This is a genomic window from Tolypothrix campylonemoides VB511288_2, from assembly GCF_045999855.1.
Taxonomy (GTDB): Bacteria; Cyanobacteriota; Cyanobacteriia; order Cyanobacteriales; family Nostocaceae; genus Scytonema; species Scytonema bouteillei_A.
Genome location: NZ_JBFPMW010000006.1, coordinates 85,829 through 107,495 on the forward strand (window position 1 = coordinate 85,829; position 21,667 = coordinate 107,495).

The 21,667-nt window shown below is 42.0% G+C and carries 19 protein-coding genes; 15 read left to right on the top strand and 4 right to left on the bottom strand.

Going from position 1 to position 21,667, the window contains the following annotated elements; genetic code table 11:
* Nucleotides 1-40 precede the first annotated feature (40 nt).
* The 3 genes from AB0756_RS19510 to AB0756_RS19520 all read right to left on the bottom strand — a co-directional run bounded on the left by AB0756_RS19510 (nt 41) and on the right by AB0756_RS19520 (nt 3,628).
* A complete protein-coding gene (locus AB0756_RS19510) occupies nt 41-1,060 on the bottom strand; it encodes an ABC transporter substrate-binding protein (protein WP_038073392.1) in 1,020 nt (339 codons plus the stop codon).
* Between the two features lie 1,010 nt (nt 1,061-2,070).
* The gene (locus AB0756_RS19515) at nt 2,071-2,967 is read right to left on the bottom strand and encodes an inositol oxygenase family protein (RefSeq protein ID WP_038073583.1); all 897 of its coding nucleotides are present in this window, start codon (nt 2,965-2,967) and stop codon (nt 2,071-2,073) included.
* A 175-nt stretch (nt 2,968-3,142) separates the two neighbouring features.
* On the bottom strand, nt 3,143-3,628 hold the full coding sequence (locus tag AB0756_RS19520; RefSeq protein WP_038073395.1) for a gluconokinase: 486 nt from the start codon (nt 3,626-3,628) through the stop codon (nt 3,143-3,145).
* 91 nt (nt 3,629-3,719) lie between these two features.
* On the opposite strand from AB0756_RS19520, the gene AB0756_RS19525 reads away from it, so the two are divergent.
* The 6 genes from AB0756_RS19525 (at nt 3,720) to AB0756_RS19550 (ending at nt 9,584) form a co-directional block, all read left to right on the top strand.
* Complete coding sequence (locus tag AB0756_RS19525) at nt 3,720-4,754, top strand: LacI family DNA-binding transcriptional regulator (protein WP_038073398.1); 1,035 nt, start codon at nt 3,720-3,722, stop codon at nt 4,752-4,754.
* A gap of 83 nt (nt 4,755-4,837) precedes the next feature.
* A complete protein-coding gene (gene uxaC, locus AB0756_RS19530; RefSeq protein ID WP_038073401.1) occupies nt 4,838-6,271 on the top strand; it encodes a glucuronate isomerase in 1,434 nt (477 codons plus the stop codon).
* 3 nt (nt 6,272-6,274) lie between these two features.
* The gene (locus tag AB0756_RS19535; protein ID WP_038073405.1) at nt 6,275-7,123 is read left to right on the top strand and encodes an SDR family oxidoreductase; all 849 of its coding nucleotides are present in this window, start codon (nt 6,275-6,277) and stop codon (nt 7,121-7,123) included.
* Nucleotides 7,124-7,125: 2 nt separating this feature from the next.
* A complete protein-coding gene (locus AB0756_RS19540; RefSeq protein WP_038073408.1) occupies nt 7,126-8,382 on the top strand; it encodes a lactate racemase domain-containing protein in 1,257 nt (418 codons plus the stop codon).
* Between the two features lie 135 nt (nt 8,383-8,517).
* A complete protein-coding gene (locus AB0756_RS19545) occupies nt 8,518-9,075 on the top strand; it encodes an AMIN domain-containing protein (protein ID WP_038073411.1) in 558 nt (185 codons plus the stop codon).
* Nucleotides 9,076-9,083: 8 nt separating this feature from the next.
* The gene (locus AB0756_RS19550) at nt 9,084-9,584 is read left to right on the top strand and encodes an O-acetyl-ADP-ribose deacetylase (RefSeq protein ID WP_038073586.1); all 501 of its coding nucleotides are present in this window, start codon (nt 9,084-9,086) and stop codon (nt 9,582-9,584) included.
* Here the strand turns inward: AB0756_RS19550 and AB0756_RS19555 are convergent, their stop codons facing one another.
* Nucleotides 9,585-10,496 (bottom strand): alpha/beta fold hydrolase, encoded by a 912-nt coding sequence (locus tag AB0756_RS19555; protein WP_167844799.1) that lies wholly within the window; start codon nt 10,494-10,496, stop codon nt 9,585-9,587.
* 994 nt (nt 10,497-11,490) lie between these two features.
* Here AB0756_RS19555 and AB0756_RS19560 point away from each other — a divergent pair.
* The 9 genes from AB0756_RS19560 to AB0756_RS19600 all read left to right on the top strand — a co-directional run bounded on the left by AB0756_RS19560 (nt 11,491) and on the right by AB0756_RS19600 (nt 21,622).
* Nucleotides 11,491-14,427: a PAS domain-containing hybrid sensor histidine kinase/response regulator gene (locus AB0756_RS19560; RefSeq protein WP_082051866.1), complete on the top strand. Its 2,937-nt coding sequence runs from the start codon at nt 11,491-11,493 to the stop codon at nt 14,425-14,427.
* Nucleotides 14,428-14,463: 36 nt separating this feature from the next.
* Complete coding sequence (locus AB0756_RS19565) at nt 14,464-15,765, top strand: sensor histidine kinase (protein ID WP_038073414.1); 1,302 nt, start codon at nt 14,464-14,466, stop codon at nt 15,763-15,765.
* Nucleotides 15,766-16,138: 373 nt separating this feature from the next.
* On the top strand, nt 16,139-16,744 hold the full coding sequence (gene sodB / locus AB0756_RS19570; RefSeq protein ID WP_038073416.1) for a superoxide dismutase [Fe]: 606 nt from the start codon (nt 16,139-16,141) through the stop codon (nt 16,742-16,744).
* 178 nt (nt 16,745-16,922) lie between these two features.
* Nucleotides 16,923-17,129, top strand: a complete 207-nt coding sequence (locus AB0756_RS19575) for a hypothetical protein (RefSeq protein ID WP_038073419.1) — start codon at nt 16,923-16,925, stop codon at nt 17,127-17,129.
* 84 nt (nt 17,130-17,213) lie between these two features.
* Nucleotides 17,214-18,242, top strand: a complete 1,029-nt coding sequence (gene purM / locus AB0756_RS19580) for a phosphoribosylformylglycinamidine cyclo-ligase (RefSeq protein ID WP_038073422.1) — start codon at nt 17,214-17,216, stop codon at nt 18,240-18,242.
* A 327-nt stretch (nt 18,243-18,569) separates the two neighbouring features.
* Nucleotides 18,570-19,256: a PHP domain-containing protein gene (locus AB0756_RS19585; protein ID WP_038073590.1), complete on the top strand. Its 687-nt coding sequence runs from the start codon at nt 18,570-18,572 to the stop codon at nt 19,254-19,256.
* A gap of 344 nt (nt 19,257-19,600) precedes the next feature.
* Nucleotides 19,601-20,299, top strand: a complete 699-nt coding sequence (locus tag AB0756_RS19590) for a class I SAM-dependent DNA methyltransferase (RefSeq protein ID WP_038073426.1) — start codon at nt 19,601-19,603, stop codon at nt 20,297-20,299.
* Nucleotides 20,300-20,446: 147 nt separating this feature from the next.
* Nucleotides 20,447-20,728: a type II toxin-antitoxin system TacA family antitoxin gene (locus AB0756_RS19595; protein WP_038073428.1), complete on the top strand. Its 282-nt coding sequence runs from the start codon at nt 20,447-20,449 to the stop codon at nt 20,726-20,728.
* Between the two features lie 294 nt (nt 20,729-21,022).
* Nucleotides 21,023-21,622 carry an arsinothricin resistance N-acetyltransferase ArsN1 family B gene (locus tag AB0756_RS19600; RefSeq protein WP_038073431.1) on the top strand — a complete coding sequence of 200 codons (600 nt, stop codon included), beginning with the start codon at nt 21,023-21,025 and terminating at the stop codon, nt 21,620-21,622.
* The last annotated feature ends 45 nt before the right edge of the window (nt 21,623-21,667 follow it).

The following is a 21,667-nucleotide window of genomic DNA, read 5'->3' on the forward strand; positions in this document are numbered from 1 at the left end:
TTAAATCCTAAACTTTCCAATCTCAAATCAAAAATTGGGTTCACCAACCTTTATAGCTACTTAGGTTGTCGTGAGTTACCAACTTCACTGGAATCAGAATCGTCGATATTTCAGGTTTTTCCCCGCGCAGAATATCATTGCCTACCCGAATAGCTTTTTGAGCCATTCCGGCTGGATCTTGAGCAGCCGTTGCCACAAAGAGACTATCTTTGGTCGTCATTGCTTTGACTGCATCCGGTCCTCCATCAACCCCAACAATAAAAAATTCTTTGCGTCTTGCCTGCTGGGCTGCCAAGTCTGCTCCAACTCCACTTTGATCGTTTGTAGCAAAAACAGCATCAATCTTGGGGAAGGTAGTTAGCAGATCGCTCATCACTCTCAGCCCTCCATCCCTACTCCCTTCTGCGTTCTGGTCTTTTGAGAGAATTTTGATACCCGGATATTTGGATAATGCCTTCTCGCAACCATTCACTCGCTGAATGACTGAGTCCATCGGGATACTATTCAGGATGACCACATTGCCTTTGCCTTTGAGGCGATCGCCAATATACTGGCAAGCAAGTTCTCCCGCTTGTAAATTATTAGAGCTAACAGTAGCATCTACATCTGCATCAACGGCTGCATCTACCGCAATGACGATTTTTCCTGCAAGTTTTGCTTTGTCGATCGCTGCCTTAATTCCTCTATTATCAACGGCACTCAGGATAATTACGTCCGTATCAGCAGCAACGAAATTTTCTATTTGGTTGAATTGCTGATTTAAGTCAAAGCCACTAGAAACCACACTAATTTTGACATTATCACCTCCGATTTTCTTCACTTCTGCCTCAGACCCCCTCCCCATAGCTACAAAGAAGGGATTACCCAGGTCTCCAAGGCTGACGCCAACCGATCGCAATTTGACATCCTGGCGGCTATCCTTAATTTCTATAACATTGCTGCTATTTTGGAAGCCATCTATAGCACTTTCAGCATTTTGGGAGGTTTTTGTACAGCCTATAACGGTACTGCTAATGAGACCTAATAGACTAGCTGCGAGCGAAATTCTCTTCACGTTCATCTGTATTTAAATGAGGTATGTCAAAACCAGTCACTGCTCACGGGTGAGTTCAACTGGGGTTAGCATATAGCCCTTACGGGTATAGCTTCGCATCGCGTAGCATGTGCAAAGCACATAGCGTGTCGCGCCAGCGACGAGAGCGTCTCTGTGTGATACGCCGAACGAGCGCTCAATACAGTTTGGGTAACAATGTCCAACCCTTTAAATCCTCCTCTAGCCGTCTTTTTTAAGGGGGTTAGGGGAGATCGAGTCTTATCCAAATTGCATTCACTGGTTACTGCTTTTAACTCAAGCCCGTAGTAGCTTGTGTTATAAAATTGGTAAATTTTTATTTTCTTTGAATTTATTATGAGTTTATTTCTACAAAGGTGCAAAAATAAACTCCCTTTCTTGAAAGACTTGCACTAACTCAAGAAGACTATTCCTTCTCTATGTTATTTCTTTCAAACAGGGTATTTACAGGTTATTTATAAAGTAACTTTTAAATTGCAAAATCTATAATGTAGTTTGGTTTGAGCAACAGTGTCAACCAACACGAACGTATACTTGTTGGGTCCCGTTCCTCAACTCAACCTAAAAGATTCTGAATTTGCACTTTATAAATCATCTCTTAGGGACAATTCAGCAATTGTCATATTGAGTCTAATTTAACAATTTTACAGACTAACCTTAAATTGCATTCACAAAATTTAACAGCGCAATGGGTAAATATTTCCTTTTCAATTGGAATTTTGGTTGCTGCGAATTTGTAGTACAGCTTTCAATCTGAAAATCCTTCTACCTTGTTTTCAGACTTAACCCAATTATACTTGTCAAATGCACTGACTTGTTATACTCAAGTGCCAAAGCTAGTTTTTTAATATATTGTTACATTAAACAAATCTTAGCAAAAACTAACTTTTTCTCAAGCGCTCGCGTATATAGTCCCAGCATCATGACCTATTTGTTGAGGGAACGAACTGATTTATGTTCCATATTTGTTAATCCTTGTTTCTGCTACCGACAGATGTTTAAAACTTTAATGTTGCAGGTAAATACTTAGCCACTAAATCTTCATAATAGGGTTTGAGTTCTTGCCAATTTGGAGGATTGGGATTTTTTGAATACAAATCGTAGGGATTGAATAACTTCACCCATTTAAACATTTGGCGATCGCGTTCATCCATCAAATGCTCGTAACCGTTTTCTCGGTGTTGGGGATAAAAAGAATGATAGCGAAGTATGTACAATGCAGGTTCGGGTAAATAGGGTTTCATCATGTGATAGAAATATTCATCATGTCCCCAGGACATATGGACTTGACTTAACCCGCAATTAGGCTTGTAAATACCATATTTAGTATTGTATTTCGGGTTATTGGAATCGGGATTCTCCTGAAAAAATTCAGAAAAAACAATTTTATCGCAGAATGCACAACCAACGGGATAGGTATCGCCTACAGTAGCCCATTGAGGTTCCCCAAACAGACACAGAACCTTACCCAGATCGTGCAAGAAGCCTGTTAGTACCATCCAATCAGGATGACCATCAGCGCGAATAGCTTCCGAGGTTTGCAACAAATGCTGTAATTGATCTAAATCTGTATCGGGATCTGAATCATCCACTAATTGATTCAAAAATTCGACTGCATCCCAAACAGCCATTTCTTTGTTATCAAACTTCAGGAATTCTGCTTTTTGGTGCAAGACAAAGTCATATGTTTGGTTAATGTGATTTAACCGATAGAACTCTTTGACTGTATCTCTAGTAGGGGTTTCATAATTCCTATACTCTTGAGTCGTTTTGCCTTCCTTAACTATGCTATGCGGATCGGGATAGCGGTTAAGTAAATCTTCTTCCCATTCTTCTAACGAATGTAAGGGATTGTTTTGAGAGAGTTCGATGGAATTATTTAGAGTTTGAGACATACCTTCGCTACTTTTGAAGTTCATTTGTGAAATGCACTTTCGAGTTCTAATTAAAATGCACAGGTGTGCATAAACTGTTTTTTGCTTATTTTTATTTTTGCACACGTGTGCAAAAGCGTGCATTAAGTTTTTTTACGAGCGATCGCACTCTGTTTGGACTTTGGACAAAAATTGCCTAAATTCCCAAAGCCGTTCTAATGTTTTGTACAATGACTTGAGGGGGCGCACTCACCTCCACGTGTATAGCGTCTGATGGCTCTTCTAGAGTCTCAAACTGAGTGTTTAGCAATTTTTCACTCATGTAATGATTTTGACGCTCGTGCAATCGCTGTTGAATCAACTGGTAAGACCCCTTGAGGTACACGAGTTTGGTGCGTTCGCTATCTAAGATCAGAAATTGGCGGTAACTGTCTTTTAATGCAGAACAAGCCAACACCATATTCTTATTGTCTTGCAACCAGTGTTTGATAGCTGCCTGCAAATCTTGCAACCAAGGTTTTCTATCGGTGTCACTTAAGGGGATACCGCGTCGCATTTTCTCCACATTCTCTAAAGAATGGAAATTATCGGCGTCACTAAATTCCCACTGTAAAGACTCTGCTAGCAGTTTTCCTATGGTGGTTTTGCCAACTCCTGAAACACCCATTAAAATAACGATCATGGATTTGTAATTGGTAGTCGATCGCATTCACTAAATTTTAGTATAATATACAATCATGCACACGTGTGCATGAAAAATTTAAGTATAGCAAATGAGCAAACGAAAAATTTCCATTGAAGATATTGCTCGAAGAGCAGGCGTTTCTCATTCCACGGTTTCACGCGCATTGCGAGATAACTCTCTCATTAGCCCCCAGGTACGAGAGGAAATTAAGAAAATAGCGCGGGAAATGAACTATGTTCCTAATGCTGTTGCTCAAAGCCTGCAAAATAAACGCACGAATACCATTGGAGTTGTAGTGACTTCAATAGCAGATCCCTTTTTTGCGGAGGTGGTCGAAGGAATAGAACAGGTAGCGAGATCGGCGGGCTTGAGTGTGTTGTTAAGTACTTCACACCGAGATTTTGAGCAGGAATTAGCAGCTATTGACAGTTTTCATCGCCGTAGGGTAGACGGTATATTGGTAGCCGATTCAAGAATCAGCAAACATCATACACAACAACTCGCACAAATTGCCGTACCAATAGTTTTTCTCAACAGCCAAACTCAAGAACTGCCCGAAATGTTTCATATTGTTACAATAGACGACTTTTTGGGTGCTCGATTGGCTGTAGAGCATCTTGTGAGTCTCGGACATACCTCCATTGGATACCTGGGGGTGGGCGATCGCAGTCGATCGAACCACCAGCGCTTGGAAGGATATCGCATAGCGCTGAAGGAAGCGGGTGTATTGCCAAAGACCGACTGGGTTGCATTGAGTGATGAAGAACATGGTAGAACCGACGATGTCGCGATCGCTCAACAACTGCTACCCGAACTATTCAAGACTGGGGTCACCGGCATCTTTTGTTATAACGATATGGTAGCAGTTGGTGCAATGCTTGCCTGTCAGGAATTAGGTATTTCAATACCGCAAGATTTAAGCCTAGTTGGATTTGATGGTATTGCGCTGTCTCGTTACGTTACCCCACCACTGACGACAGTTTGCCAACCCATGTTAGAACTTGGTCGCTCTGCCATGCAAATGCTACTTGATTTATTACAAGAAAAAAATGTAGAAAATCTCGTTTTATCTCCTTTTCTCGTACAACGGGGTAGCAGTGCGGAATTAATGGCTAATGGCTAATGGCTAATGGCTAATTGCTAATGGCTAATTGCTAATTGCTAATTGCTAATTGCTAATGACACTTGACCAATAACTAAAAAAATATGTTGACTAAAAAATGGACTCTATCTCCCAATCGTTGCTTCGATCCAGAACCGATTCAAAGACGACTAGCCCATCAATTTTTTGAAAGTATATCTGCTCTACCCTTAGTCTGTCCTCACGGTCACGTAGATCCAGCCTTGTTAGCCGATCCAACCGCCCGTTTTGGATCGCCGACAGAACTATTTCTTATCCCCGATCATTACATTTTCCGCATGCTCTACAGTCGGGGTATACCTTTGCAAGCTTTGGGTATACCTACGAGTGATGGTTCGCCTGTAGAAACCGACTACCGCAAAATTTGGCAACTTTTTGCCGAACATTTTTACTTATTCCGGGGGACTCCATCAGGCTTGTGGCTGAAAGACGAATTGACTAATGTCTTTGGAGTGGATGAGCCTTTAAATGCTCGTAATGCTGGGTATATCTACGATTATTTAACAGAGCAGTTAGCATTACCAGCATTTTCACCGCGTGCTTTATTCAAACGCTTTAACATTGAAGTGCTTTGTACCACTGATGCAGCAAGCGATCGCCTTGAGAAGCATCAATCGTTGCACGCAGAAGGTTTTACGCAGATCAAACCTACTTTTCGACCAGATGCAGTGGTTAACCCAGACACTCCTGGTTGGCGCGAAAATCTCACCAAGCTAGAAAGCATCGCAGGACGAGAAATTAACACTTATGCCATTTTTATACAAACTCTAGAAGAACGTCGGGCTTTCTTTAAAAAAATGGGTGCAACGGCTACCGATCACAGTGCAGCTACACCTTATACTACGCGTCTTTCCCACCAAGAAGCAGAAACTATTTTTACCAGAGCATTAACTAACAAGCTAAATCCAGGTGACGCAGAGCGTTTTACGGGTCATATGTTTCTGGAAATGGCTCGTATGAGTGTGGAAGATGGTTTGGTGATGCAAATGCATTGCGGGATTATGCGTAACCATAACCCCGATATCTTCGAGCGCTTTGGGTCAGACAAAGGTGCTGATATTCCATTAAAAATAGAGTGGACTAAAAATCTGCGCCCTCTGTTGCAAGCCTATGGTAACAATCAACACTTTCATTTAATCTTGTTTGGATTGGATGAAAGCACTTATAGCCGGGAATTAGCTCCTCTAGCAGGTCATTATCCCGCAGTCTTGCTCGGTCCACCTTGGTGGTTTCACGATAGCGTTAATGGTATGGAGCGCTACTTTAATCTGGTCATGGAAACGGCTGGGCTTTACAATACAGCAGGGTTTAACGATGATACACGCGCTTTTGTTTCCATTCCCGCACGTCACGCTGTCTGGCGGCGTGTCGCTTGTAACTGGATAGCTGGATTGGTCACCCGTGGATTGGTTGAGGAAGAAGATGGCTATGAGATGGCTCGTGCTTTAGCTTATGACCTTGCCAAAACTGCTTACAAGTTGAATGAAATGGAGGAATGATGAATGCCAGACTTGATTTTGAATAAACTTTTTAGCTTAAAAGACCAAGTAGCGGTGGTCACCGGAGCATCAGGCGTGCTGGGTGGGGCGATGGCAAGAGGTTTAGCTCTCGCTGGAGCAAAAGTCGCTGTTCTGGGTCGCAATGAAGCACGAGCGAGTGCGGTTGTGGCTGAAATTGCGGCTAGCGGTGGAGAAAGCATGGCTGTGCTGGCAGATGTTTGCGATCGCTCTCAGTTAGAAATAGCCAAAACTGCCATTTTAAAGGAGTGGGGTCAAATAGACATCTTGGTAAACATGGCTGGGGGGAATGTTCCCGCCGCCACAATTCATGCAGATGCAACTATTTTTGATATGCCACATGAAGCTTTTGAGGAAGTGGTTAGCCTCAACTTAATAGGAACTTTACTACCGTGCCAAGTATTTGGTCAAGCAATGATCGAAAGAAATGGAACGGGTAATCAACCCTACGGTTCTATTGTCAATATTTCTTCTATGTCCGCTACACGCGTTATCAGTCGCGTAGTTGGGTACTCAGCCGCTAAAGCAGGGATAGATAACTTGACTCGATGGCTGGCTGTAGAGCTTTCTCAAAAATATGGAGCTGGGCTGAGAGTCAATGCGATCGCACCTGGTTTCTTTATTGGAGAGCAAAATCGAGATTTATTAGTACATTCCGATGGAAGTTTAACAGCTCGCGGGCAAAAAATTATTGACCATACCCCAGTGGGGCGTTTTGGAGAACCAAACGAATTACTCAGTACTTTAATTTGGTTGTGCAGTGATGGTTCTAGTTTTGTCAACGGGGTAGTCGTGCCGGTAGACGGTGGGTTTAGTATTTATAGTGGAGTTTAAAAATGCATTCAGTAGCCGTAGCGAACGGGACACTTTCTGAAGAACAAGTTTCCACCCTGGTTCATAAAGCTTTAGCAGACCCTAAGTTTGATAGAAAGCGCATCCTAGTGTTAATTCCCGATGGAACCCGCACTGCTCCCATTCCTCAAATGTTTCGACTGCTGCACAAGGAGTTAAGTAAGAGGGTTAAATCTCTGGATTTTTTGATTGCTCTAGGTACGCACAATCCCATGAGTGAAGAACAAATCAATCGCTTGGTGGGAGTCACCACCAAAGAGAGAGAAACAACTTTTAAAAAAGTTCGTATCTTTAACCATCTTTGGAATGAACCGGATACCTTTATTTCTTGTGGAGTCATTTCGGCTTTGGAGATAGCAGAAATCAGCAATGGAATGCTGCATCAGTCAGTAGAGGTACGGATTAATAAACTTGTAACAGAATACGATTTAATTGTTGTTTGCGGTCCGGTATTTCCCCACGAAGTTGTTGGTTTTTCTGGTGGAAATAAATATTTTTTTCCCGGTATTAGCGGTTCGGAAGTCATCAATTTATCGCACTGGCTGGGAGCATTAATTACCTGTTATGAAATTATTGGTACACCAGGAATAACACCCGTTCGGCGATTGATTAACCGAGCTGCTAGTCTAATTCCTACTCCAAAGCTTTGTTTGGCTATGGTGGTCGCACCAAAAACAAATCAATTAGCTGGGCTTTACATTGATAAACCAGAGGAAGCCTGGGAAGCGGCTTCACAATTATCAGCCAAACTGCATATTAAATATACAGACAAGCCTTTTAAAAAAGTGCTTTCTGTAATGCCCGAAATGTATGATGACATTTGGACAGCAGCTAAAGGAATGTACAAGCTAGAGCCAGTTGTGGCTGATGCAGGTGAGTTAATTATTTATGCACCTCACATTACTGAGTTTAGCTACACGCACGGTAAAATCCTGGCTGAAGTTGGTTATCACGTGCGGGATTACTTCCTCAAACAGTGGGATAAATTCCAAGGGTATCCCGGTGGAGTGCTAGCACACAGTACTCACTTAAAAGGTATGGGGACTTTCGATCCTCAAAAAGGGGAACAAGCACGGATTCGTGTCACTCTAGCAACTGGTATTTCCCCCGAACGCTGTGTTGCTCATAACTTAAACTATTGCGATCCGGCTACCATTGGACCTGCACAATGGGCGAATCGGGAAGATGAAGGGATCTTGCTTGTACCAAAGGCTGGCGAGATACTTTACCGTCTCAAATAGTTTTTTTACGTTAAGATTCTATCTTTGTGGGGAGCTTAAGTAGAATTTAGTTCCGTAAAATGATATTCTGAGAAAAATTATCAAAGCAAAGTGTGTTTCCGCATCCAATTCGGGTGAGGCGCTGTGTGAGGAGTCATGGTACAACAATCGCCCTTGTTAACAAGCTGTTCTATCGTAGGAGCGATCGCCCTCCTAGCGGTTCAACCTGCTTGGGCTGAGATGAACCAAGTCAATGCTGTTACTGTCAATCCTGCTAAAGAAGGGATTGAGGTCATCTTGGAGACCACAAACCCCAAGTTGTCCAAAGTTGTGACCTCTACCTATGAAAAGACTTATATTGCTGAACTGGCAAATACTCAACTGCATTTGGAGTCAGGAAACCCATTCAACGTTAATAATCCTGCTAATGGTATAGCTGGTGTGACCGTCACATCCTTTAATACAAGTAGTGTACGTATTGTTGTAACTGGTATTGATAGTCCGCCCGCCGTTAAGATCGAAAAAAGCGATGATAATGTGGTGCTGACAGTAGCCGCACCATCACAGACACCTGCAAGTGCAAAATCACAACACCTCGTTGCAACAAAGGGAATCGCAGCCATTACTCGACACACTTTCCTCTCAAATAATTGCAATCCTGCTCCGAGTCCCTTTGCTAGCGATCGAGGAGCGAGAGATTTTACGATTTCTTGATGAGTTTTATGGAAACTGTTTTAGGGGACATTACAAAACTAGAAGTTGATGCAATTGTCAATGCTGCGAATAGTAGTCTACTTGGAGGTGGCGGAGTAGATGGAGCGATACATAGAGCAGCTGGCTCGGAGCTTGTTGAAGAGTGTCGCTTGCTTGGAGGATGTAAGACGGGCGATGCCAAACTAACTAAGGGGTACCGTTTGAAAGCACGTTTTATCATCCATACAGTAGGACCAGTGTGGCGCGGAGGTAACAACGGAGAACCCGAATTTCTGAGACAGTGTTACCGCAAGTGCTTGCAAATTGCTGCAAAGCAAGAGTTTATTAGTCTGGCATTTCCTTGCATCAGTACTGGTATTTATGGATATCCCAAAACTTTAGCTGCTGAGACGGCGGTGGAGAGCTGCAAGGAAGAACTACAAAACAACAGTTATCCTCAAAAAGTAATTTTTTGCTGCTATGACCGAGAAAACTTTGAAATTTACCAGAGGCTTTTGTCGCGCTTCTAGCTAAGTACAGGGGGCGGAGCTTGGGAATGAGGAGATAAACTCTAGAATACATTGGGCTATAAATTTTGGTTGTTCAATTTGGGGAGCGTGACCGCTATTCTTTATCTTTATCAATTGAGAATGCTTAATATCCTTGTGAAATTTTTCTGCGTCTTCAGGTGCTAGCATATCATCAGCTTCTCCCCATAAAATTAGCGTCTCTTTATCCACTCGAGCAATCCGATCGACCAAATCATCATATCCACCAGTTTTAGCATAAGAAATCATAGCATCATGCCAACCGGGCATTTCTTGATGTAGCATAGCACATTGAATATCTGAAAGCGTTTTTTTGTCTAAATTAGCAAAAAAACTACCTAAATTAAACGCCATAAGTTTGCGTTGGCGTAGATATTCTACAGCTAAAAAATCTAAAGGCGGAAATAAGTATTTGCTAAAAGGTGGAGCGGAAGTATAACCTATGCTATTAATCAGCACTAATGATTTTACAACTTGAGGATAAGTTAGGGTAAAGTCAATTGCAGTTGCTCCTCCCATTGACGCACCTACCAGTATGACAGGTTTAGCAATCAAGGTTTTCCAAAAATGGTAAAGGTGTGTTTTGATAGTACTTGGGCTATAGTTTATTTCTTTTTGCCGTTGCGTAAAGCCAAAACCTAACAAATCTACTGCCCATGTTTCATTGTAAGTTGTAAGTAATGGTAAAAGATGACGAAACTCTAACATGGAACTATCAAAACCATGCAATAGCACAATTGGTATTCCCTGACTTCCTTGATGAATATATGTCGTCAGAATTGGTTGGTGGCTTAAGGAAGTTGTCAGAGCAATTCTTTCAATATTTTGAAGCAGAGCGATCGCATCTGCATCTTGTATTTCCTCAGTTTGAGATGGGAAAAAAGTGGGGAACATTTGAAGGATGAAGGATAACGTATGAAAAAATCATACTTTATTGTGATTTGAACTAAAAAATGAGATTTTAACTCATGATATGCTTCGGAAATGAGTATCCAATTTATAGTTCACTTTTAGTCTTCGAGTTTTTTAAAATAATGATTATCATATAGTAAATAAAAAACAGATACGAGAGACGTTTGTATTAAACTTTGTTTGATAATTATTATTACTTAGTTAGGATTTGAGTTAGCGATAAGCTTTTATGCTTAACGGCTGAAGCCGTATCGCCCAACAACAGAGTGATTGCTTGGACAATGAAATATTTTATTTTTACTCAAATATCTACATAAAACAAAAGTTTTGAACCCTAACATGGATATTTGAACCATATTTTGAATTAAAAGTTTAAGTTAGAGCAATTTTTTCAGAGATTTTTTGTGCAAGTTTTGTCCATATGTGTTCAATACATCTGGGGAATTACAAGCAAGACAGCATTTTTTTAGATTAATTAGGCTTAAACATATGGAATTAAGTTCGTCAGGAGAAAACTGCTGAGTCATCTCTATCTAAAATATTAAGTATTTATACTTTAACATCTCATTTTCAGAAAATTTGTAAACTTATAGTGTGTTTCTATATACTAAAATGTCAAGATCTTGCAAAAATAGCTATCCTGAAAAATCTATCTAGAACATTGATGCTTGAATGAGTGCCGCAAATTCTGTCAGTGGCAGAAATTGTCCGCTCAAATACTAGTAATTATACTGAAGCAAAATTACGGCGGTATTTTTACAATTTATCAATCATAAATTTGTTTTTTACTGATTTTGAGTTTGATTTTTAATTTATCTTTTTATTACTAAATGAGTCTTTAATTGTTCTTATCAAATTGATTTGATAGTTTTTACCAATCGCCGCTGGAAATTGTTTTCATGGCAACTGCTTTTAACAAATGAAAACCTGTTGAAATCTTTCATGAATCAGAAAAAATAATTATGTGCATTTGGAAATGAACCAATATCAGAATGAAGTCTACTTGCAGCAGTTAATTGAATATGCTCCCGTTGCCATCTCTATAGTCGATCGCGAAATGCGATATTTAAGTGTTAGTCGCAGATGGTTGTCAGAACATGGTTTAACTCATGAAATCATCGGTCGCTCTCATGACGAAGTTTTTCCAGATACCTCCCAAAAGTGGAAGCAAATTCATCAGGATTGTTTAGCGGGAGCAATCCATCAATGTGATGAAGATGCAACCCTAAGTGCAGATGGGTCTGTAGAATGGGTACGCTGGTTAGTACGTCCTTGGTACATGACAAGCGGTGAAATTGGAGGACTGATGATGTTTCACGAAAACATCACCGGGTGTAAAGCTACCCAAAGCGCTATGGGTCAAAATGAACAGTATTATCGTTCTCTGGTAGATGTCATTTCTGAGATAGTTTTGGTAGTTGGACCTAATGGCAACTTCTTAGAAGATAATCTGAGTTGGCGAAACTTTACAGGACAATCCTTGGAGGAATCTGTAACAGGAAAATGGTTAGAGGTAATTCATTCAGACGATCGCCAATTGGCAACTCAGACATGGGAAACAGCTAGAACAACGCTTTCTCGTTATGAAGTTGAGTGTCGTTTGCGACGATCTGATGGTGAGTATCGCTATATGCAAGTGCGAAGTACTCCTATTTTAGAAGCAGATGGTAGTGTTCGGGCATGGGTAAACATTTGTAATGATATTCACGAACGGAAAGTTGCGGAACTAAAACTTAAACAGAGTGAAGAACGCTATCGATGTTTAGTAAGTGCTACTTCAGTATTTATTTGGACAGCGCCTCCTAATGGTACTGCTGTTCAAGACAATGTTGGCTGGCGAAACTTTACCGGGCAAACGTGGGAGGAATATGAGGGAGAGGGATGGTTAGATGCAATTCACCCAGAAGATCGCGAATTAATGGGTCAGGCATGGGAAGACGCAGTCAACAGGGGTAGCCTCTTCGTACATGAATATCGTTTGCGACGGTATGATGGTAAGTATTGTTACATGATATCACGAGGTGTCCCAGTATTAGAACTAGATAATAGTATCCGCGAGTGGATTGGGACTTGCAGCAATATTCACGAGCAAAAAGTTGCTGCACTGGCACTTCAGCGGAGTGAAGCACGATTCCGTTCGCTAGTTGAAGCGACATCACAAATCGTGTGGACAACTGACGCTGAAGGTAAATTCGTGACCGACCAACCGCAATGGTGTGCTTTCACGGGTCAAACGCTTGAACAAGCTTTAGGGTGGGGATGGTTAAATGCAATCCATCCCGAAGAGCAACAGTCTGCTAGTGACAATTGGTCAGTCGCTCTGACGAATCGCACCGTTTATGAAAGTGAGACTCGAATTCGACGCTATGACGGTGAGTATCGCTACTTAAGTGTGCGTGGTGTGCCGATTATCGGAGCAGAGGGTGAAATTTGTGAGTGGGTGGGAACCAACACCGACATTACCGAACGCAAGCAAGCAGAACTCGCCCTTGCTCGAGCAAAAGAAGTAGCGGAAGCAGCTAATCGTACCAAAAGCGAATTCCTTGCGAATATGAACCACGAACTGCGAACCCCGCTCAATGGCATCCTGGGCTATGCTCAGATCCTTCAGCGCGACCCTACCACTACTGCCAAACAGCAAAAGGGATTGGGCGTTATTTATCAGTGTGGTTCCCACCTGCTGACCTTAATCAACGACATTCTCGATCTCTCGAAACTGGAAGTACAGAAGATGGATCTTTATCCTCAGGATTTCCACTTCGCCAACTTCCTGACCACCACCATAGAAATTTGTCGCATCAAAGCCGAACAGAAAGGTATTGCCTTCCATTACCACCCCGTCAACTTGCCCGTTGCCGTCCATGCTGATGACAAACGCCTGCGACAAGTCCTGCTGAATCTCCTCAGCAATGCAATTAAGTTTACTGATTTTGGAAGTGTCACCTTTACGGTTGAGGCTTTTGGGAATGAGCAAACAGCTAGCACTCGCTCCACGAAAATTCGCTTCCAAGTTCAAGATACGGGCATCGGTATTGCAAAAGAAAAGTGGCAATTGATTTTTTTACCCTTTGAACAGGCGGGAAAACGCGATCGCAACAGCGAAGGAACTGGGTTGGGGTTAGCAATCAGCCAGCAAATTGTCCAGCTTATGGGCAGTTCCATTCACCTCAACAGCGAACCAGGTCTGGGCAGTACTTTCTGGTTTGAGGTGGTACTGCTTGCTGCTGCCGATTGGCTGTCTCGACCTGCGTCTCCTCATCAAAAGGTGATTGGCTATCAGGGGGAACGGCGCAAAATTTTAGTGATTGACGATCGCCATGATAACCGTGCTGTTGTTGTAGGAATGCTGGCACCTTTAGGCTTTAAACTGGCTCAAGCGGATGACGGACAACTCGGGCTGGATTTAGCACTTCAGATACGCCCGGATTTAATCATTACTGATGTGATGATGTTAAAAATGAATGGGTTGGAAATGACCCGTCGCTTGCGTCAACTGCCTGATTTTGCCAAAATACCGATTATTGCTTCCCCAGCGAGCTTGTCTCAAGTAGATATGCAACAAGCTATGGATGCTGGGTGCAGTAGCTTTTTCCCCAAGCCAATCGAGTTCATTGGCTTGCTGGGGGAATTGCAACGCCATCTAGAGTTGCAATGGATTTATGAAACAAAAACGGAGGTGGTTGAAGTGTCTGCTGTGGTTTCTCCTTCGGCAGATCTGGTGGTACCGCCACCACAGGAGTTAGCTGCCCTCTACCAAGCAGCCCGAGATGGCTTTATCACCGATATTCAGTTTGAAGCCAACCGCCTCAAGCAACTTAATCCTGAATATGCACCTTTTGTCAATAAATTACTAGAACTTAGTTTTAAATTTGATGACGAAGCCATTCTTAATTTATTAGCACCGCATATTTAATATTTTTCATTTTTATTATATTTCAGGAGTTCAAGCATGCCCGTTGACATCACAGCCCCAAAAGGAACCATTTTGGTAGTTGATGATAACCCTACCAATATTCAAGTGTTGTTCGATATTTTGAGTGAAATCGGTTATCGGGTGGCGATCGCTAAAAGTGGTGAAGCGGCTTTACAACGGGTTCAGTCTTATCATCCCGATTTAATTTTGCTAGATGTGATGATGCCAGGAATTGATGGCTTTGAAACCTGTACGCGCCTCAAAGCAGATTCCGCCACCAAAGACATTCCGATCGTTTTTATGACCGCTCTGTCTGACTCAGTTGATAAGGTCAAAGGGCTGAGTTTGGGTGCAGTCGATTACATTACCAAGCCCATCCAACATGAAGAAGCTTTAGCACGTATTCGCGTACACTTGCAACTGAGCGAATCCCAAAAGTCTTTACAACAACATGCTACCAAACTTTCCGAGGCACTTGACAACCTCAAGCAGGCACAAATGCATCTCGTGCAAAGCGAAAAAATGTCTTCACTCGGTCAAATGATGGCAGGCATAGCACACGAAATTAACAATCCCATCACTTTTATTTACTCCAATCTTGCTCCTGCTAAAGAACATATCGAAGATTTGCTTGACTTTATTGAGTTATATCGCCAATACCATCCTCAACCCCATCCCAAAATTCAAGCTTGGATGGACGAAGTTGATGTTGAATATCTAGAAACCGATTTGCCCAAGCTCATGAAATCCTTGGAATTGGGGAGCGATCGCATTCGCCAATTGGTTGTTTCCCTACGTAACTTTTCTCGCTTGGATGAATCGGGAACTCAAATCATCGATTTGCACGAAGGTATTGAGAGTACTTTGTTAATTTTGCAACATCGTCTCAAACCCAGACCCGAACATCCTGGCATTCAGGTGGTACGAGATTACGGACAACTGCCCCATGTGGAATGCTATCCCAGTCAACTCAATCAGGTGTTCATGAATATTTTCGGCAATGCCATTGATGCCTTGGAAGAGCGCGATCTCCATCGCAATATGGATGAGATCCGGGCCCATCCGAGCCAAATTTCTATCCGTACCGAACAACTACCAAACCACGACATCGCCATCTCCATTAGTGATAACGGTTGCGGCATTGAAGAGAATATCTGTCCCCAACTGTTTGAACCATTTTTTACGACTAAACCCGTTGGCAAAGGCACTGGATTGGGGCTTTCCATCAGCTATCAGATTGTTACCCAAAAACACGGTGGCAAAATCTATTGCCAGTCAACACTTGGTAGGGGAACTGAGTTCACGATCCAAATTCCGGTTCGCCAAGCTCTATGTTAAGTAGATGTCTAAGAAGTGGAAAAATCATTTTAACTGGTAATCACTCTTACCTGATTGTTCCCACTGGTAGAACGCGGGCTGTCTGCTTTAGTCTATGTAAGCCAGAATTCGGCATCGTTAATCTCTCTCAATGACACGCCGATCTTTGGAAGCTGTGCAAGGCTTTTCTATTGTACATTAGTTTGATTATCATTGATAAACTCCCAATCCTACTGACGAAGGGGTCATTCAAGTGACTTTTTTAGGTAGAATCTAGTTGTTAAGTTTGGTATCGCGGTTTTAAGCTCCTGAAACTGCTTAGCACAAACGTGTAATTTCCACAGCTACCCCAGTAGCTTTAAACTGAAATACGGTAAAGAGAGGATTAGACACAATGGCATTCGTACAGGAACCACTACCATACGACTTTAATGCTTTAGAGCCATACGGCATGAAAGGTGAGACGTTCGAGTATCACTATGGTAAGCACCACAAAGCGTATGTAGACAACTTGAACAAGCTGACTGACGGTACAGAACTTGCCGATAAATCCTTAGAAGAGGTTATTAAAATTTCCTTCAAAGATTCCTCCAAAGCAGGAATTTTCAACAACGCCGCCCAAGTGTGGAACCACACTTTCTTTTGGAACTCCCTAAAACCAGGTGCTGGTGGTAAGCCTCAAGGTGAACTAGCTTCTAAGATTGAAAAAGATTTTGGTAGCTTTGACAAATTCACAGAAGAGTTTTCTAACGCGGCTGCAACTCAGTTTGGTAGCGGTTGGGCTTGGCTAATTGATGATGGTGGTACTTTAAAAGTCACTAAAACACCAAATGCAGAAAATCCCCTAGCTCACGGACAGAAGGCGCTTCTGACCCTAGATGTTTGGGAACATGCCTACTACATTGATTTTAGAAATGCTCGCCCTGCATATATCAAGAACTTCCTAGAGCAGTTAGTCAACTGGGATTTTGCGGCTGAAAATTATGCCAAAGCCTACTAATTATCTGTCAGTTGTGTGCTGGTAACGATAGTAGGTTTGGCGAAATTTGTCAGACGAAAATAATTGATTTATGAAATTTAGAAGCAGTCACGACTTCGCTCGTGGCTGTTTTTGCTCAAGCCAGACCAATTGATGTAGTTTTTTAGTTACGGATGCGGGGTTGTGTTAGAGTAAAGATATGGATAGCATACAATTAGCAAAATATTTAGAAGAAACTAACAGCATAACCAAGCCTTGGCTGTTGGTGCAGTTACGATTAAAGAAACTTCAAGAGCGTAAAGACTCAATGACAGAAGTTGATTACGTTCAAGAGTTAGAAGATATCCGCCAAGATTTGATGAATTTGGGCGAATGGTGGCTGGGCATTGAAGATGAGGTATTTTAATGGTTAGTTGTTAGTTGATAGTTGTTATTAGGTACTAATCACTAACCACTCACCACTTACAATTTATTATCGGTGTTCTGACGGATGGACTACAAAGAGGCAGGGGTAGATGTTGAGGCTGGGCGAGAATTTGTCAATCAAATTCGGAATTTAGTTCACAGTACTTTTAGACCAGAAGTGATTGGTGGATTGGGCGGTTTTAGTGGCTGTTTTCAACTACCAACAGGTTATAGGGAACCGGTTCTGGTTTCAGGAACCGATGGTGTGGGTACAAAGCTCAAAATTGCTCAAGCTGTCAATCGTCACGACACTATAGGGATTGATTTGGTAGCAATGTGTGTCAATGATGTGTTGACATCTGGTGCAGAACCTCTGTTTTTTTTAGATTACCTGGCAACAAGTCATTTGGAAAAAGAACAATTAACTGAGGTGGTTGCAGGTATAGCCTCTGGATGCAAGCAAGCAGGGTGCTCCTTACTTGGGGGAGAAACCGCAGAAATGCCCGGTTTTTATCAGGTGGGTGAGTACGATCTGGCTGGGTTCTGTGTGGGAATTGTTGAGAAAAGCCAGATGCTGGACGGTTCTCAGGTACGAGTAGGTGATGTCGCGATCGCTCTTGCAAGTGCTGGCGTACACAGCAATGGCTTTAGCTTGGTCAGGAAAATTGTCAGCGACAAAGGATTTTCTTGGAGCGATCGTCCAGATAGATTGGGAGGGCAAACACTAGGAGAAATTTTCCTCACGCCTACCTACATTTATGTTGAATCCGTACTCGCGGCGCGTAAAGCAGGCTTAGAAATCCACGGGATGGCACATATTACAGGTGGAGGGCTACCTGAAAATTTGCCTCGTTGCTTGGGTAAAGGTCAAGCGATAAAAATCGATCCCAAGAGTTGGTCCATTCCACCTATATTTCAGTGGCTAGCCGAAGAGGGATCTGTGAATGCACAAGCAATGTATAACACTTTCAACATGGGGATCGGGTTTGTACTGCTTGTTCCCCCTCATCAAGTAGAGCCAGCCATGACACATTTTGCTTTACAAAATATTACAGCTCGTACCATTGGAGAGGTTATTCCCGGTTCTGGCGAATTATTGGGATTGCCAATTTAAATAGTATATTTTTATACATCTTTTTTAAAGCTTCTTTTCTTTTTCATTGCATTTTTTCTTTTACCAGTGGATGATTGCTGGAGTTGTAGCTTGTAAGTTTGACGGATAGGATCTGCAAAATTTCTTACTTTTTCTTATAAAACCAATCGAATATACGCATGACCGTCAGCCTTTGAATTTGCTAACGTAGTCTTAACATATTGAAAAAATTTGCCAAAGATGCCCGGAAACTAATAACCAACACACAAATGTAGTGCTGGTGTATTCTGGGCTATTAGTGTCATGTTTTTCTGTGTAAAAAATGACCTATTTGAAAAAGAGGTACGTATGACTGTCAAGGTAGCCGAGGTTTCCACCTCACGCGAACAATTAAAGTATATATTTCAAAGCATAAATGCATTGAGCTGTCCGATGAGTTTCAACTTTCACATGCACACTGTCCACTCAGATGGTAAGCTCCAACCAAGTGCATTGATGGAGCAGGCAGTTACCATTGGGTTAAAAGGGCTTGCTATTACCGATCACCATAGTATATCTGGTTATCAAGCAGCGCAAAATTGGTTAGAACAATGGCGATGGAATAATCCAGGTGCAAATGTACCCCAGCTTTGGACTGGTGTAGAAATTAACGCCAATCTTCTCAATACAGAAGTTCATATTCTAGGTTATGCGTTCGATATAGAGCAACCCAGCATCAAACCTTACATTCAAAGAAAAGCTACGACAGGCGAACACCATCAAGCAGCTAATGTGATATCTGCTATCCACGAAGCAGGGGGACTAGCCGTTTTGGCTCACCCAGCGCGTTATCGGCGATCGCACTTTGATTTGATTCCTGCCGCCGCAGATGCTGGGATCGATGGCGTAGAATCTTTTTACGCTTACAACAATCCCAACCCTTGGAAACCCAGTGCGAGAGAGTCAGAACAAGTGCAACAGTTAGCCAGCGAATACAGCCTGTTTAACAGTTGTGGGACTGATACTCATGGCTTAAGTTTACTACATCGCTTGTAAGATGCTAGTCACTTTTACCGAAAAACTCCTGGTTATCTAAGCCAGGGAGTTTGTATTACGCATTGCCGTTCTAAATAATTAACTCCTAAAACTTTAAATACGGTACATCTATCAATTTAAGTTATATTAAGCTGGCGAAAGTTGTTTGTAAATTACGGTAAGATAACGACTGATACGGTTAGTTGTAGACTTTTAAGCGCAATAGGTTAGGCAGTTTCGATGAAAAATGTTCGCTTAGAGCATCGATAAAATTTCTCTTACCTAACCCCTATTCCCTATTTTTAAGATAGTAGCCATTGGCATTGTGTATTGCATAAATACCACCCACTCCTTATTTTGAAATAATGACAGATAGTATTCTTCAGGAACAAATTGCCTACTACAGTGCAAGAGCTAACGAATACGACGAATGGTTCTACAGAATTGGACGTTACGATCGCGGAGAAGAACTCAACCAGCGCTGGTTTAACGAAGCTGGTGTCATCAGAAATGCTTTGTACCAAATTGGTAATGTAGAACGCGTTCTAGAGTTAGCCTGTGGTACGGGAATTTGGACTCAAGAACTTTTAAAGATTGGTCAGAAAATTACTGCACTTGATGCTTCAAGTGAAGTGATTGCGATTGCTCGCAGCAAAATAGGTGCTGCTAACGTCGAGTATCAGCAAATCGATTTATTTAATTGGGAACCCAACACTGAGTACGATTTAGTGTTTTTCTCCTTTTGGCTTTCTCACGTACCACCAAATTTGGTTGACTCATTTTTAAAAAAAGTCTATAAAGCGACGCACAGAGGTGGGCAAATTTTTATTGTTGACTCTCGCTTCGAGTCAACATCAACAGCCAAAAATCATGTATTAGAAAACGATGGGAATATTTACATCAATAGAAAATTAAATGATGACCAAGAGTTTAAGATTGTTAAAATTTTTTATTCTCCCGAACAGCTTCGTGGCAAGTTAATACAAGCGGGCTTTGAAGTAGATGTTAAGGTCACAGATAACTATTTTATTTATGCAAGCGGGAGCAAAAGTGAGACTCATTGATATCCTAACTTTACTGGAGCAAGCTTGATGTTAGAACCCTGGTAAAGGGAACAATCGGCTTTTGGGTACAACCAAATTTAAATAAATTGCAGCCTTCACTAGTGGGGTGTACATTGGGCATATAAAGACACCTATAGGAGAAAAACTATGTTTGAGGTAGCAGCCGCTACGCCAAAAGAAACGCGGCTTTCCATTCGCGCAACGGAGCCGGAAAAGGCAATACTGGCAGAAGCCGCACGAATACGGCACACGAATGTCAGCAAGTTTGTGCTGCAAGCATCGCTTGATGCCGCAAATGCTATTCTCATGAATCAAACCGAGTTTCGCTTGCCGCCCGATCGCTGGGAAGCGTTCTGCGAACGTCTTGACGCGCCGCCGAAAGTCGTTCGAGCGCTACAGCAGCTCTTTAGCGAACCGGAACAGTTTTAACGCAAAGTGAGCTTCAAGGATATTCGACAATCGCTTGAAGCGGCAAGATAAATTTTCAACGCAGAAATTTTGATTTTTGCGATGCTTAGAAATAGCTGTAGCTGTAACTGTAACGGCTTGCACAAATGCACTCCCTTTTCTCAAAGCACTTGCCAACTCTTAATAAAGAAATGGCGCTACCCTAAGTTAAGAATAGCGCCATTTCTTTATTAAGTTCAGGGATAATATATCGTTTTATAAAAATCGTTAAAAGATAAGCTTTATAGAAATTAATCAGATAAGAACTCATCAATTGTGAAAGCTACAATCCGATTAGCCAATGAAAATGATGCATTCCAAATGCTGTCAATATATGCACCTATTGTCCGTGAAACGCCAACTTCTTTTGAAGTGGAACCTCCAAGTGAAGCAGAATTTAAACAACGGATCAAGGATTATCAAAAGCGACTGCCTTGGCTTGTCTGTGAACTTGATGGAGAAATTTTAGGTTACGCTTATGCTAATCCTCATCGAAGTCGTGCAGCATATCAATGGTCTGTAGAATCATCAGTGTACGTCGCTGCGAAGCACAGGAAAAAATCAGTGGGTAAAGCTTTGTATGCTTCTCTATTTAAAGTGCTTCAAGTTCAAGGGTTTTACAATGTCTTCGCAGGAATTGTCTTACCCAATCCCGCAAGTATTGCTCTACATGAAGCATTCGGTTTTACGTTAGTAGGTGTTTACCGGGCAGTTGGTTATAAGCTGGGACAGTGGTATGATGTTGGTTGGTGGCAATTATCTCTACAACACGAGCGATCCGAACTCGTGAACCCACCGCTTTCTTGGCAAGAAGTTGAGAAATTGCCTCTATGGAATGAAGCACTCAGAAGTGGTCTGAACTTCCTGCGGGTTTAAGGCTGCTTTTAAGGTATATTTCTTGATTGAAAAGCAAAACATAAA

Excerpts from the sequence above, each read along its gene's own strand:
- AB0756_RS19510 (WP_038073392.1), bottom strand. The coding sequence starts at position 1,060 with ATGAACGTGAAGAGAATTTCGCTCGCAGCTAGTCTATTAGGTCTCATT.
- AB0756_RS19515 (WP_038073583.1), bottom strand. The coding sequence starts at position 2,967 with ATGTCTCAAACTCTAAATAATTCCATCGAACTCTCTCAAAACAATCCC.
- AB0756_RS19520 (WP_038073395.1), bottom strand. The coding sequence starts at position 3,628 with ATGATCGTTATTTTAATGGGTGTTTCAGGAGTTGGCAAAACCACCATA.
- AB0756_RS19525 (WP_038073398.1), top strand. The coding sequence starts at position 3,720 with ATGAGCAAACGAAAAATTTCCATTGAAGATATTGCTCGAAGAGCAGGC.
- uxaC (WP_038073401.1), top strand. The coding sequence starts at position 4,838 with ATGTTGACTAAAAAATGGACTCTATCTCCCAATCGTTGCTTCGATCCA.
- AB0756_RS19535 (WP_038073405.1), top strand. The coding sequence starts at position 6,275 with ATGCCAGACTTGATTTTGAATAAACTTTTTAGCTTAAAAGACCAAGTA.
- AB0756_RS19540 (WP_038073408.1), top strand. The coding sequence starts at position 7,126 with ATGCATTCAGTAGCCGTAGCGAACGGGACACTTTCTGAAGAACAAGTT.
- AB0756_RS19545 (WP_038073411.1), top strand. The coding sequence starts at position 8,518 with ATGGTACAACAATCGCCCTTGTTAACAAGCTGTTCTATCGTAGGAGCG.
- AB0756_RS19550 (WP_038073586.1), top strand. The coding sequence starts at position 9,084 with ATGGAAACTGTTTTAGGGGACATTACAAAACTAGAAGTTGATGCAATT.
- AB0756_RS19555 (WP_167844799.1), bottom strand. The coding sequence starts at position 10,496 with ATGTTCCCCACTTTTTTCCCATCTCAAACTGAGGAAATACAAGATGCA.
- AB0756_RS19560 (WP_082051866.1), top strand. The coding sequence starts at position 11,491 with ATGAACCAATATCAGAATGAAGTCTACTTGCAGCAGTTAATTGAATAT.
- AB0756_RS19565 (WP_038073414.1), top strand. The coding sequence starts at position 14,464 with ATGCCCGTTGACATCACAGCCCCAAAAGGAACCATTTTGGTAGTTGAT.
- sodB (WP_038073416.1), top strand. The coding sequence starts at position 16,139 with ATGGCATTCGTACAGGAACCACTACCATACGACTTTAATGCTTTAGAG.
- AB0756_RS19575 (WP_038073419.1), top strand. The coding sequence starts at position 16,923 with ATGGATAGCATACAATTAGCAAAATATTTAGAAGAAACTAACAGCATA.
- purM (WP_038073422.1), top strand. The coding sequence starts at position 17,214 with ATGGACTACAAAGAGGCAGGGGTAGATGTTGAGGCTGGGCGAGAATTT.
- AB0756_RS19585 (WP_038073590.1), top strand. The coding sequence starts at position 18,570 with ATGACTGTCAAGGTAGCCGAGGTTTCCACCTCACGCGAACAATTAAAG.
- AB0756_RS19590 (WP_038073426.1), top strand. The coding sequence starts at position 19,601 with ATGACAGATAGTATTCTTCAGGAACAAATTGCCTACTACAGTGCAAGA.
- AB0756_RS19595 (WP_038073428.1), top strand. The coding sequence starts at position 20,447 with ATGTTTGAGGTAGCAGCCGCTACGCCAAAAGAAACGCGGCTTTCCATT.